The sequence below is a fragment of the Nocardia sp. NPDC004415 genome (assembly GCF_053602435.1).
The window spans coordinates 1-12938 of sequence record NZ_JBSGDP010000006.1 but is presented as its reverse complement, the minus strand read 5'-3'; the positions used below and the strand labels follow the sequence as shown (position 1 = coordinate 12938).

Sequence of the window (12938 nt, the reverse complement as noted above, 5' to 3'; positions counted from 1 at the left end):
AACAGCCCCGTCGTCGGGGTGCTCAGATCTGGAAAGTCAGGCGGGCGGGAGCGATGTAGTCCGTCGGGTCGAGCAGGGAACGTAGTTCCGGGCGGTGGGCGGCGGGGATGCGGTCGAGTTCGGCGTGGAGGGTGGCGGTGTAGGTGGCGGCGGGGGCGGTGAAGCCGGGGAGCCAGTTGTCGTGGTGGGCCGGGACGAACAGGCGGGGGCGCAGGGCCTCGATGTAGGTGCGGGGGTCGCGCAGGCCGTTGGTGAGCTGGTTGAAACCCTGGATGGCGCCGATCTGGAGATCGGTGGGCGCGAGGCCGGCGAAGACGTCGAACACCTGGGGCGCCTTCTCGAGGAGCGGTCCGGCCGAATCGTGCCAGACCAGCGAGAATCCGGGGGTGCGCAGCTGGTACAGCAGGCAGCCGCCTTCCTCGTCGCGCAGTCGTGGCAGCCCGACGCGCAGATCGTCGAGGGTGGGTGGGTGCTGGGCGATGGCGCACAGGTCCGGCACCGGGAAGAACGGTGCCGAGCCCTGCACGGGGTCGGGCGCGGTCGGGCCCGAATGCAGGTGCCGGACCGCGGTCACCGCGATGTCGCCGACGCGGAACTCGTGGACGCTGCCCGGCGCGGTGGCCGCGTCACCGAGCGCCACCGTGCCGAACCCCGGGTCCGGGACCTGGGCGCGGATGGTCGCGCAGTGCTCGGCCGTCCCGTGCACCACCGCGCCGCTCGCCTGCGCGATCCGGCCCGCGTCGCCGGCGTGGTCGAAGTGCCCGTGCCCGATCAGGATCGCGGCGGGCCGCAGATCCGCCAGATCCTGCGCGGTCGCGGGCACATACCCCGCACTGCTCAATCGGGGCACCCACGCGTCGAGCAGCAGCACCGTGCCCGCGAACGCCACCGCGTAGGTCGCGCACCCCACCCACGACAGCACCACCCGGTCCGGGCGCACCTCGCCGGTGGCCGCGTCCACGATGTCGGTGCCGAAGAAGCGCTGCCGGGCGGCGATCGTGCGTGCGTCGGCGGGTGTTCCCGACGCGGTGGCCGCGCTCAGCGCCACCAAGGCACCGCCGCCGAGCATTCCACTCAGCATTCCCCGCCTGCTCACCAACCGCCGCGCCGCACCGCACATACGGGTACTAGACCACGGACCCGGCCGTCCGACAGGGAATTCCGGATTCCGGCCCGGGGACACGCGACCCGCGTCCGGGTCCCGAAATCGCCCGGCCACCGGCCGTAGAGTGCGAATTCCGGAGCCCGACGAGACCGCGGCGAACCGTGACCGTCGCGCCCGACCGGTGCCGCGTGGCACGGTGGAGGCACACCGTCACCGACCGAGGGGAACGGACATGACACAGCACAGTGACAGTCCGCACGGCGCGGACGCGATCGTCGTCGGGATCGACGGCTCGGACGGATCGACCACGGCCGTGCGGTGGGCCGCCCGCGTCGCCGCGGACCGCGACCGCGCCCTGCACCTCGTGCACTGCACCGATCCGATCGCCGACCGGACCCCGCGCAGCGCCTACGACGCCTTCATCTACGCCACCATGCAGGACATCCACCTGGCCGCCGAGCGCATCCTGGCCACCGCTCGCGACGACGCGCTCGCCGCCGCACCGGGCCTGACGGTCACCACCGAACTCGCCGCCGGGCATCCCGCCCGCACGCTCGTCGCCGCCTCCGCGCACGCGCACCTGGTGGTCCTCGGCGTGCGCGACTCGGCGGGCACACTCGCCCACCTCGGTTCGACGCTGCTCGCGGTGACCGCGCACGCGCACGGCGCCGTGGTCATCGTGCGCGGGCCCGATCCCGGACGCGACGGGCCCGTGGTGGTGGGTGTCGACGGCAGCGATGTCGGCGAGCCCGCCATCGGTGCCGCGTTCGCCGAGGCCGCCCAGCGCGGGGCCGAGCTGGTGGCCGTGCACGCGTGGAGCGATCTGTCGCGCGGGCAGTTCGCCGGAACCGGCTATCTCGAACTGCCGATCGCGGACCTGGCCGTCGCCGAGGAGGCACTGCTGGCCGAACGGCTCGCCGGGTGGACCGAGCAGTTCCCGGACGTGCCGGTGCGACGCGAGGTCGAGGTGTTCGGGCCCAGGGAACGGCTGGCGCACTGGTCGCGGACGGCGCAGTTGCTCGTCGTCGGCAGTCGCGGCCGCGGTGGGTTCCGCGGGCTGCTGCTCGGGTCCACCAGCAACTGGCTCGTCCAGCACGCCGAATGCCCGGTCATGGTCGTGCATCCCGGCTGACCTCGCCGCCAGGGCACTCGGTCCCCGGAACAAGGGCGCGAAGACCGTCTCGGCACACCCGATCGGAGGAGCACACTGACTGGTATGAGCGAGGATCCGGTTCCCGGGCTGTCCACGATCCGCGCGGCCGTCGAGCTCGGCTGCCGGGCACCGTCGGTGCACAACACCCAGCCGTGGCGGTGGGTCCTCGACGGTGACCGGTTGCAGCTGCTGCGCGACCCCGACCGGCTGCTGGGGGCGGCCGATCCGCACGGACGCCAGGCGGTGATCAGCTGCGGCGCGGTGCTCGACCACGTGCGCACGGCCTTCGCGGCGCACTGCGTGCACGCCGAGGCCGACCGCCTGCCCGACCCCGCCCGGCCGGATCTGCTGGCCGCCCTCACCTTCCGGCCGTGGCCGGACCCACCGGTGGATCTGTTCCGCCGCGCCGAGGCGATCGCCCACCGCTACACCGACCGGCTCCCGATGACCGAACCCACCGGCTGGGCCTCGGTCCGCCGCGCGCTCGACGAGGTCGTCACCCCGCATGGGCTCACTCTCGACGTCCTGCCCGAGGACGCCCGCCCGCGCCTGGCCCTCGCCTCCGAGCAGACCGCCTCGCTGCGCGCCTACGATCCGCAGTACCAGGCCGAGATCGGCTGGTGGACCGGGCATCCCGGGGCCAGGGAAGGCATCCCGCCCACCGCGGTGGTCTCCGACTCCGAACGCGCCCGTGTAGGGGTGGCCAGGGACTTCCCCGCCGCAGGCCCCTCGGCGCGGCGCGGCGAGCTGCACGACCGTGCCCGACTCACGGTGCTCACCGCGACCGACGAGTCCCCGATGAGCTGGCTGCGCACCGGGGAGGCGCTGTCCGCGATGCTGCTCGCCTGCACCGCCGACGGCCTGGCCACCTGTCCGCTGACCCACGTCACCGAACTGGTCGCCGCGCGCCGCCTGCTCGGCAGCATGATCGGGCACCCCGGCGTCCCGCAGGTCGTGGTGCGGGTCGGCTCCGCCCCCGATCCGGCCAGGCCGGCTCCCACCCCGCGCCGCCCGCTCACCGATGTCCTGCGCGAACGCCCGTCGGGGGCCACTGGTCCCGTCTCCGGGTGACCTTCGCCCCTCCCCGTCACGGGTACCGGCGACCAGACTCGTACGAGGACGCCCACCGGCCGCCCGCGGCGGACAATGGAGACACCGGCGCCGAACACCGAGGAGGACTCGCGATGACCACGGTATTCCTGGTCGACGACCACGAGATCGTCCGGCGCGGCGTCGCCGATCTGATCGCGCTCGAGCCAGACCTCGAGGTGATCGGCGAGGCGGGCACCTGCGCGCAGGCCCTGGCCCGCATCCCCGCCCTGCGTCCCGAGGTGGCGGTGCTCGACGTGCGGCTACCCGACGGCAGCGGGATCGAACTGTGCCGTGAACTGCTCTCGGCCGAACCCACGCTGCGCTGCCTGATCCTCACCTCGTTCACCGACGAGCAGGCCATGCTCGACGCCATCCTCGCCGGAGCGAGCGGCTATGTGGTCAAAGACATCCGGAGCCTCGAGCTCATCGATGCCGTGCGCGAGGTCGGCGCGGGCAAGTCGCTGCTGGACAATCGCGCCGCGGCCGCGCTGATGGCCAAACTGCGCGCCGAGGCCGAGGAGAAGACCGGCCCGCTGTCCACCCTGACCGATCAGGAACGCACCCTGCTGGCCCTGCTCGGCGAGGGCCTGACCAATCGCCAGATCGCCGCGCGGATGTTCCTCGCCGAGAAGACCGTCAAGAACTACGTGTCCCGGCTGCTGACCAAGCTCGGCGTGCAGCGGCGCACCCAGGCCGCGGTGATGGCCGCCGATCTCGACCCGTCGCGGCGGCGCTGACCTCACGATGCCCACCACCCGGACGTGCGAGAATCCCGGTATGGACGAAGCGCCGGGGGTCGGCGGCCTGCCACCGGTCGCCCGAACCCTGTCCCAATTGCGATTGCGCGAGCTGCTCGGCGAGGTGCAGGACCGGATCGCCCAGATCGTCGACGTCCGTGACCGGATGGACCGGTTGATGGAGGCCATGCTGGTGGTGACCGCGGGCCTGGATCTGGACAACACCCTGCGCACCATCGTGCACACCGCCATCGAACTCGTCGACGCCCGCTACGGCGCGCTCGGTGTGCGCAGCGCCGACAAGACCAGCGACCAGCTCTCCGAATTCGTCTACGAGGGCATCGACGACCGGACCCGGGTGCTGATCGGGGACCTGCCGCGCGGGCACGGCGTGCTCGGGCTGTTCTTCGCCGACCCGCGCCCGCTGCGGCTGACCGACCTGTCCCGGCACCCGTCGTCGGTGGGGTTTCCCGACCATCACCCGCCCATGCGGACCTTCCTCGGGGTGCCGGTTCAGGTGCGCGAGGAGATCTTCGGCAACCTGTATCTCACCGAGAAGGCAGGCGGGCAGGAGTTCACCGAGGACGACGAGGTGGTGGTGCAGGCACTGGCCGCGGCGGCGGGGATCGCCATCGAGAACGCCCGCCTCTACGAGCAGTCGCGGGTGCGCCAGCAGTGGCTGGAGGCCATCCGCGATGTCGCGACCGAACTGCTGGCGGGCAGCCCGTCCGCCGAGGTGCTGCGCCTGGCCGCCGAACGCGGCCAGGCGCTCACCGGCTCGGCCTGCACTTTTCTCGCGCTGCCCGAGGACCCGGATGTGCCGCCCGAGGAGATCGGTGAACTGGTGGTGGTCGCCGCGGCCGGTGCCGACGCCGAGCGCCTGATCGGCACCCCGCTCCCCCTGGCCGACCGGCACACCGGCGAGGCCTTCCATTCCGGGCGCGCGGTCACCACGCATTCCCCGGCCGACATCCCGATCCTGGTCTCGACCGACCGCTTCGGACCGGTCCTTACCCTGCCGCTGCGCGCGCACGGCATCGTCACCGGCGTACTGACCTCGGTCTTCCCCGCCGGTGCCGTGCTGCCCGGCGAGTCCGATCAGGCCCTGCTGTCCACCTACGCCGATCAGGCCGCGGTGGCCCTGCAACTGGCCGACACCCAGCGCCGGATGCGCGAACTCGACGTCTTCGCCGACCGCGACCGGATCGCGCGCGGGCTGCACGATCACGTGATCCAGCGCCTGTTCGCCGTCGGCCTGTCCCTGCACGCGACCATGCAGCGCGCCAGGAGCGGCGAGGTGCGCAACCGGCTCGAGGACACCATCGACGACATCCAGGCCATCGTCGGCGACATCCGCCACTCGATCTTCGACCTGCAGTCCAACACCACCACCGACTCGGCGACCTACCGTAAGCGCCTGCACGACATCATCACCGGGATGACCGCCGACAGCGGCGTGCGCACCACCGTGCGCCTGGCGGGCCCGGTCACCGTGCTCGAGCCACCGCTGACCGACCACGTGGAAGCCGTGCTGCGCGAGGCGCTGAGCAACGCGGTGCATCACGCGCGGGCGAGCACCGTCGCGGTGGAACTGACGGTGCGCGACGACGTCACGATCGAGGTCTCCGACGACGGGATCGGCATCCCGGCCGAGACCACGCACCGCCGGGGGCTGGCCAATCTCGCGGCCCGTGCCGCCGAGGTGGGTGGCACATTCCACGTCGGGCCGCGGGAGCAGGGCGGCACGACCCTGCGCTGGTCGGCCCCGCTGGCCTGACCGTCAGCCCACGGCCGCGGCCGTGTCCGGGCGGACGGTCAGGATCTCGTCGACGGGCCTGCGCGCGGTCGGCGGGCCGGGCACGTCACCGGCCGGCGCGGCACCGACCCGGACCAGCACCTGCGGCACCCCGTGGCCGTCGACCATCGTCTCCAGTGCGGTACGCGCGCCGGGCAGTTCGGTGATGTGGGTGAGAGCGCAGGTGGCCGCGCCCGCACGGGTGAACTCCAGCAGCACCGCCGACAGCGCCTCGCCGACGTGCAGCCAGTCGGCCGGGCCGTTCCCCGCGGAGCTCAGGACCACCAGCTCGGCCCGATCCTCGAGACCGCCGCGGCGCGCGGACACCGGCGCGGTGGGAAAGGCGCGGGCGATCGGGACCTGCGCGGTCTCGTCCGCGGCGAGCAGCGCGGTGCCGGGAACGCCCTCGGTGTCGGCCGAATGTCCGGCCCACCAGCGCAGTTCGGCCTGATAGCCCATGTCGTAGCGTCGTTTGGCGTCGGCTTCGCGCGAGGATTCGGCCAGCACCGGCCGCGCCTGCCCGGACAGCACGTCCAGCTCGATCCGGTGCGGGCTCGCCAGCATGCGCGCGGCGCGGCACACCTCGCCGAAGCCGGTGGGGGTCAGCAGCGGGAGACGGTCGGTGCGCCTGCGCTCGATCGCCGCCGCGCGGGCGCGTACGCCCTCGGGCGGATCGGCCCAGGGCCGGAAGTCCAAGCGGGCCAGCAGGTCGGGTCGGCCGGGATCGGGGAGCCGGTCGAGGTCGGTGCGCCAGCCGTCGGCGGCCAGCACGGTGCGCAGGTGGTGCAGTACGGCACCGCAGCTGATCACCAGCTGCCGTCCGGTCGGGTCGGCGGCGGTCAGCTGCCGGTGGTCGTCGCGGTAGAGGTAGAGGTGGGTTCCGTCGAATTCCCAGCGCCACGGCTGGGAATTGTGGATCGAGGGCGCGCGGCTGGCTCGCTCCAGCGCCGCCCTGATCGTCGACAGATCCGGTGCCAGGATCGCCCTGGTGGCTTTGCTGTCGGTCATGATCCGAGTCTTCTCCCCCGGCGGGCCCGGTGCGAACGGCCCTTGGGCCCCGGATCGCGGGCCGATGGTCACCGGCCCCGTGATCGTCGACACGTTTTTATGCAACTCGTTGCATAGGGCGGCGGCGCGCAATACGGTCGGCAGCATCGCCTTGCCGCGGCCACGCGCCGCTCGACCCTCCCGGAGGTACCCCATGGCCCTGCCGACCTGGCTGTCCAGCCGCCTGGCCCTGCCCGTCGTCGCGTCGCCGATGTTCATCGCCTCGGGTCCCGAGCTCGTCATCGCCCAGTGCCAGGCCGGCATCGTCGGCTCGTTCCCGGCGCTCAACGCGCGCCCGGCCGCCCTGCTCACCGACTGGCTCAGCCGCATCACCGAGGAGAACGCCGCCTACCAGGCGGCCCATCCGGAGGCGATCGTGGCGCCGTTCGCGGTGAACCAGATCGTGCACCGCTCCAACGACCGCCTCGAAGCCGACATGGCGGTCATCGTGGAGCACAAGGTGCCGATCGTGATCACCTCCCTGGGCGCGCGCGAGGAGATCAACGAGGCGGTGCACTCCTACGGCGGCATCGTCCTGCACGACGTGATCAACGACCGCTTCGCGCGCAAGGCGATCGAGAAGGGCGCCGACGGTCTGATCGCGGTCGCCGCGGGCGCGGGCGGGCACGCGGGCACCCAGTCCCCCTTCGCGCTCGTCCAGGAGATCCGCGCCTGGTTCGACGGCCCGCTGCTGCTCTCGGGCGCGATCGCGCACGGCCGCTCGATCCTGGCCGCCCAGGCCGCGGGCGCCGACCTCGCCTACGTCGGCTCGGCCTTCCTGTCGACCACCGAGGCCAATGTCGTCGACGGGTACCGGCAGATGATCGTGGACTCCGCCGCCGCCGACATCGTCTACAGCAACCTGTTCACCGGCGTGCACGGCAACTACCTGCGCGGCAGCATCGTCGCCGCGGGCCTGGACCCCGACAACCTGCCGGAATCCGATCCCTCCCAGATGAATTTCGGTTCCAGCACCGACGCCAAGGCCTGGAAGGATGTCTGGGGCGCCGGCCAGGGCATCGGCGCGATCACCGCGGGCCGCGGCACCGCCGAACTCGTCGCCACCCTGACCGAGCAGTACGACCTGGCCCGCCGCGACCTCGCCGCGGTTCTCGACCAGCCCGCCGCCCTGCCCGTGCGCTGACACCGGCCCCGACGGCACGAGACCGGCCCGAAGCACTCGCTTCGGGCCGGTCTCGGCGTGTCGGCAGGCTCAGCGCGGCGCCATGCGGATGGCGCCGTCGAGGCGGATGGTCTCGCCGTTGAGCATCGGGTTCTCCACGATGTGGCGGGCCAGCGCGGCGAATTCGGTCGGCTGACCCAGCCGCGACGGATGCGGCACCTGCGCGCCGAGCGACTGCAGCGCCTCCTCGGGCAGGGTCTCGAACAGCGGCGTGCGGAACAGGCCGGGTGCGATGGTGACCACCCGGATCTTGAAGCTCGCCAGGTCGCGGGCGATCGGCAGGGTCATGCCGACGATGCCACCCTTGGACGCGGAGTACGCGGCCTGGCCGATCTGCCCGTCGAAGGCGGCGACGGAGGCGGTGTTGACGATGACGCCGCGCTCCTCGCCCACCGGCTCGGTGGCCGCCATCCGCTCGGCGGCCAGCCGGATCACATTGAACGTGCCGAACAGGTTGACGTTGACGACCTTGGTGAAGTCGGCCAGCGGGAACGCCCCCTTCTTGCCGACCGTCTTGATCGCATTGCCGATCCCGGCGCAGTTCACCGTGATCCGCAGCGGCGCCAGCGCTTCGGCCGCGTCCAGTGCCGCCGACACCGCCGTCTCGTCGGTCACGTCCGCGGGCGCGAAGACCACGCCGTCGCCGAGTTCCTTCGCGATGGCCGCGCCGTTGGACGAGGCGAGGTCGACGATGACGACCTTCGCGCCCTGGGCGTGCAGTTCCCGCACGGTGGCCAGGCCGAGGCCCGACGCACCACCGGTGACCACGGCGGACGCGTTGACGAATTCCATGCTCTATCTCCTCTGAGGGTCTGCTCCGCCGCAATATTGACACACTTCGCCAAAACTGTTTGGCTTTCGGCGTGACCCGGCCCGATCGCCGCCGCCCCGGCCGCCCCTCCGTGCTGAACACCCGCGCGGTGGCCGCCGACGCGCTGCGTCTGTGGACCGCGCGCGGCTTCGCCGCCACGAACTGGAACGACCTGGCCGAGGCGACCGGCATCAGCACCCGGACGCTGTTGCGCCACTTCCCTTCCCGCGCCGAGATCGCCTGGCTCGGCGTGGCCCCCGCGACCGACCGGCTGCGCGAGGTCCTCACCCGCGCCGGCGACGACGACCCCGTGGCCGTCGTCGTCCGCGCCGCGATCGTCGAGTCGGTCTCGCGCGATCCGCAGATCCACGAACTGGCTCCGGACTGGCTGCGCCTGATCTCGGCCGAACCCGCCCTCGCCGCCACCGCCCCCGCGGTCTACCAGCCCTGGATCGACACGCTCACCGCGTATCTCGCACGCCGCCTGCCCGGCGCCCCCGCCGCCATCTGCCGCGCCCTGGCCACCGCCTATCAGGCGGCCACCTTCGCCGCGCTCACCGAATGGGCCGAATCGGGCGCGTCCGGTGATGCCGCCGACGCGGTCGACCGCATGCTGCGCTGGCTCGATGTCCACACCCCCGGGGCTGACCGGGAGGTCTGACGGCGAGCGTTGCGTGGGCTCGGATCACCGGGATACGCTCGATGTTCAGCCCCCTTGCATTTCGGTGACGACCACGTGAGGTGCAGCCGATGACACCGGACGAATTGATGGAAGAAGCCTGCCGGCTGGCCAGGGAATCCGTCGAGAACGATTGGGGCGGCCCGTTCGGCGCGGTGATCGCGAAAGACGGCGAGATCGTCGCCCGCGGCCAGAATCGCGTGCTGCTCACCGGGGACATCACCGCGCACGCCGAGATAGAGACCATCCGATCGGCGGCGCGCGTGCTCAACGAATGGTCGCCCTCCATCGCCAGAGAACACCAGAACGAGTCGACCCTGGAATTGGTCCCGCGTCCGCCGGATTCCGTCGACAGCGTCCCCGAACGCGCGCGCATGCTGATGGGAATGGAGATCTACGTCAGTGGCGCGCCCTGTCCCATGTGTATGAGCGCGATCTACTGGGCGCGCCTGGACGCCGTGCATTTCGCCAGCGACCTCGAGGACACCAGCGCTATCGGCTTCGACGACGCCTACCAGTACGAGGACTTCACGAAACCCTTCGCCGAGCGGCGGGTGCGGATCGAGCAGTTCCGCCGGGACCTGGGCGCCGAGGCGTACAAGAGCTGGGCCGAGAAACCGGACAAGCACCCGTACTGAGATGTCCGCCCCGGCGACCGTGGTCATCACCCAGCACCTGCGACCCGGCCGGGAGGCCGAGTTCCAGCGCTGGCAGGCACAGGTCAACGACGCCGCCGCGCAGTGTCCGGGCTTCCTCGGCGCCGAGGTGACCCCGCCCGGCGACGCGCGATCGGCCTGGTCGGTCGTGTACCGCTTCGACGACCTGGACCACCTGAAACACTGGCTCGGCTCCGACACCCGCGAGGAACTCCTGGCCCGTGGCAGCGGGTTGTTCGCACAGCCGTCCACCCAGCACGTACTGGTCGACGAACCCGACGACGCGGTGGCGACCGTCGTGGTCTCGCATCCGGTCGCGCCCGCCAGGGAAACGGAATTCCTGGCCTGGCAGGACCGGATGACCGAGGCCGAACGCACCTTTCCCGGCTTTCGCGGGTCCGCGCTGCACCGGCCGATTCCGGGCGTGCAGAACGAATGGACCGCCATCTATTCGTTCACCTCCGCCGAGAATCTCCAGCGCTGGCTCGATTCACCGCAACGCCGGGAACTACTGGCCGACGCGCCGGACTTCCGCGATTTCGAGGTCCACCGCATCACCAATCCCTACGGCTCGTGGTTTCCGCCCGGTCCGGCCGCCGAGGACAACGGCCCCGCGGCCTGGAAAACCGCCCTGTCGGTCCTGGTCGGCCTGTATCCGACGGTGGTGATCCTGACGCTGGCCATCGACGAGATGTGGCCGGACGCGCCGTTGTGGATCAGTCTGCTGGTCGGCAATATCCTCTCGGTCGCCCTGCTCACCTGGGTGGTGATGCCGATCGTCAACCGCGCGCTGGGATTCTGGATGACCTCCGGCCGCCACGATCCCCGCACCGAAGTGACCGGCCTGATCTGTTCGCTCGGTTTCCTGACCCTCGCTGCCGCGTTCTTCTACGCGGTGACGCGTGTGTTCTGGACGCTGCCGTGATCACCCGGCCGTAGGCTGACCAGATGGCACACGACACCGACAAGCCGGTCGATATCAAGCCCCGCTCGCGTGATGTCACCGACGGACTCGAGAAAACGGCCGCCCGCGGCATGTTGCGCGCCGTCGGCATGGGTGACGAGGACTGGGCGAAGCCGCAGATCGGCGTCGCGTCCAGCTGGAACGAGATCACCCCCTGCAATCTGTCGCTGGACCGGCTGGCCAAGGCCGTCAAGGAAGGCGTGCACGCCGCGGGCGGTTATCCGCTGGAATTCGGCACCATCTCCGTGTCCGACGGCATCTCGATGGGTCACGAGGGCATGCACTTCTCGCTGGTCAGCCGCGAGATCATCGCCGACTCGGTGGAAACGGTGATGATGGCCGAGCGCCTGGACGGCTCGGTGCTGCTGGCCGGCTGCGACAAGAGCCTGCCGGGCATGCTGATGGCGGCCGCGCGCCTGGACCTGTCGAGTGTGTTCCTCTACGCCGGGTCGATCATGCCGGGCAATGTCGACGGCCGCGACGTCACCATCATCGACGCGTTCGAGGCCGTCGGCGCCTGTCTCAAGGGGCTGATCAGCCGCGAGGAGGTCGACAAGATCGAGCGCGCGATCTGCCCGGGCGAAGGCGCGTGCGGCGGCATGTACACCGCCAACACCATGGCCTCGGTGGCCGAGGCCCTCGGCATGAGCCTGCCCGGCTCGGCCGCCCCGCCCGCCCCGGACCGGCGCCGCGACGAGTACGCGCGCAAGTCCGGAGAGGCGGTCGTCGGACTGCTGCGCCGGGGCATCACCGCGCGCGACATCATGACCATGGAGGCGTTCGAGAACGCCATCACCATCGTCATGGCGCTCGGCGGGTCCACCAACGCGGTGCTGCATCTGCTGGCCATCGCCCGCGAAGCCGGGGTGGACCTGACCCTCGCCGACTTCAACCGGGTCGGTGAACGCGTGCCGCACCTGGGTGATCTCAAGCCGTTCGGGCGCTTCGTCATGAACGATGTCGACAAGGTCGGCGGAATCCCCGTGGTGCTCAAGGCACTGCTGGACGCGGGGCTGCTGCACGGTGACGTCATGACGGTCACCGGCCGGACCATGGCCGAGAACCTGGCAGGCATCGAGCTGGGCCTCGACGGTGAGGTCATCCGGCCGCTCGACCACCCGATCCACCGCACCGGCGGCCTCACCATCCTGCACGGCTCGCTGGCCCCCGAGGGCGCCGTGGTGAAGAGCGCGGGCTTCGACTCCGACGTCTTCCGGGGCACCGCCCGGGTGTTCGACGGCGAACGTGCCGCGATGGACGCGCTCGAGGACGGCACGATCGTCGCGGGCGATGTGGTGGTCATCCGCTACGAGGGCCCCAAGGGCGGACCCGGCATGCGCGAGATGCTCGCCATCACCGGTGCGATCAAGGGCGCGGGTCTGGGCAAGGACGTCCTGTTGCTCACCGACGGCCGCTTCTCCGGAGGCACCACCGGCCTGTGCGTGGGACACGTGGCGCCCGAGGCCGTCGACGGCGGGCCCATCGCCTTCGTCCGCGACGGCGACCCGATCGTCCTCGATGTGGCGGGCCGTCGTCTCGACGTCGAGGTCGACGAGCGCGAACTCGCCGCCCGCGCGGTGGGTTTCGAGCCGCTCCCGCCGAAGTACACCTCGGGTGTGCTGGCCAAGTACCGCAAGCTCGTCAGCTCGGCCGCGCACGGAGCCGTCACGGCCTGACCGGCGCCTAGGAGGCGATCAGGGTGCGGATCGGCAGGGT

12 protein-coding genes are annotated in these 12938 nt (G+C 71.5%); 9 read left to right on the top strand and 3 right to left on the bottom strand.

Annotated elements, in window-relative coordinates; genetic code table 11:
• Positions 1 to 22 precede the first annotated feature (22 nt).
• Complete coding sequence (locus ACWEMY_RS04380; protein WP_452388848.1) at positions 23 to 1081, bottom strand: MBL fold metallo-hydrolase; 1059 nt, start codon at positions 1079 to 1081, stop codon at positions 23 to 25.
• A gap of 256 nt (positions 1082 to 1337) precedes the next feature.
• Here ACWEMY_RS04380 and ACWEMY_RS04375 point away from each other — a divergent pair, with 256 nt between their 5' ends.
• The 4 genes from ACWEMY_RS04375 to ACWEMY_RS04360 all read left to right on the top strand — a co-directional run bounded on the left by ACWEMY_RS04375 (position 1338) and on the right by ACWEMY_RS04360 (position 5864).
• Positions 1338 to 2237, top strand: a complete 900-nt coding sequence (locus tag ACWEMY_RS04375) for a universal stress protein (RefSeq protein ID WP_452388847.1) — start codon at positions 1338 to 1340, stop codon at positions 2235 to 2237.
• Positions 2238 to 2321: 84 nt separating this feature from the next.
• Positions 2322 to 3329, top strand: coding sequence for an Acg family FMN-binding oxidoreductase (locus ACWEMY_RS04370; protein WP_452388846.1), 1008 nt, complete (start codon positions 2322 to 2324; stop codon positions 3327 to 3329).
• 113 nt (positions 3330 to 3442) lie between these two features.
• Positions 3443 to 4087: a response regulator gene (locus ACWEMY_RS04365; RefSeq protein ID WP_375927790.1), complete on the top strand. Its 645-nt coding sequence runs from the start codon at positions 3443 to 3445 to the stop codon at positions 4085 to 4087.
• A gap of 40 nt (positions 4088 to 4127) precedes the next feature.
• A complete protein-coding gene (locus ACWEMY_RS04360; protein WP_452388845.1) occupies positions 4128 to 5864 on the top strand; it encodes a GAF domain-containing protein in 1737 nt (578 codons plus the stop codon).
• Between the two features lie 3 nt (positions 5865 to 5867).
• Here ACWEMY_RS04360 and ACWEMY_RS04355 read toward each other — a convergent pair whose 3' ends face one another.
• On the bottom strand, positions 5868 to 6890 hold the full coding sequence (locus tag ACWEMY_RS04355) for an Acg family FMN-binding oxidoreductase (protein ID WP_452388844.1): 1023 nt from the start codon (positions 6888 to 6890) through the stop codon (positions 5868 to 5870).
• A gap of 193 nt (positions 6891 to 7083) precedes the next feature.
• On the opposite strand from ACWEMY_RS04355, the gene ACWEMY_RS04350 reads away from it, so the two are divergent.
• Positions 7084 to 8073, top strand: coding sequence for an NAD(P)H-dependent flavin oxidoreductase (locus ACWEMY_RS04350; RefSeq protein WP_452388843.1), 990 nt, complete (start codon positions 7084 to 7086; stop codon positions 8071 to 8073).
• A gap of 69 nt (positions 8074 to 8142) precedes the next feature.
• On the opposite strand, the gene ACWEMY_RS04345 is transcribed toward ACWEMY_RS04350, so the two are convergent.
• Positions 8143 to 8904, bottom strand: a complete 762-nt coding sequence (locus ACWEMY_RS04345) for a 3-hydroxyacyl-CoA dehydrogenase (protein WP_375927798.1) — start codon at positions 8902 to 8904, stop codon at positions 8143 to 8145.
• Positions 8905 to 8975: 71 nt separating this feature from the next.
• Between ACWEMY_RS04345 and ACWEMY_RS04340 the strand changes: the two genes are divergently transcribed.
• The 4 genes from ACWEMY_RS04340 (at position 8976) to ilvD (ending at position 12898) form a co-directional block, all read left to right on the top strand.
• On the top strand, positions 8976 to 9584 hold the full coding sequence (locus ACWEMY_RS04340; RefSeq protein ID WP_452388842.1) for a TetR/AcrR family transcriptional regulator: 609 nt from the start codon (positions 8976 to 8978) through the stop codon (positions 9582 to 9584).
• Between the two features lie 89 nt (positions 9585 to 9673).
• Positions 9674 to 10240 carry a nucleoside deaminase gene (locus ACWEMY_RS04335; RefSeq protein WP_452388841.1) on the top strand — a complete coding sequence of 189 codons (567 nt, stop codon included), beginning with the start codon at positions 9674 to 9676 and terminating at the stop codon, positions 10238 to 10240.
• Between the two features lies 1 nt (position 10241).
• Entirely contained in the window at positions 10242 to 11183 is a 942-nt protein-coding gene (locus tag ACWEMY_RS04330; protein WP_452388840.1) for an antibiotic biosynthesis monooxygenase, read from the top strand.
• 23 nt (positions 11184 to 11206) lie between these two features.
• Positions 11207 to 12898 carry a dihydroxy-acid dehydratase gene (gene ilvD, locus ACWEMY_RS04325; protein ID WP_452388839.1) on the top strand — a complete coding sequence of 564 codons (1692 nt, stop codon included), beginning with the start codon at positions 11207 to 11209 and terminating at the stop codon, positions 12896 to 12898.
• Positions 12899 to 12938 lie beyond the last annotated feature (40 nt).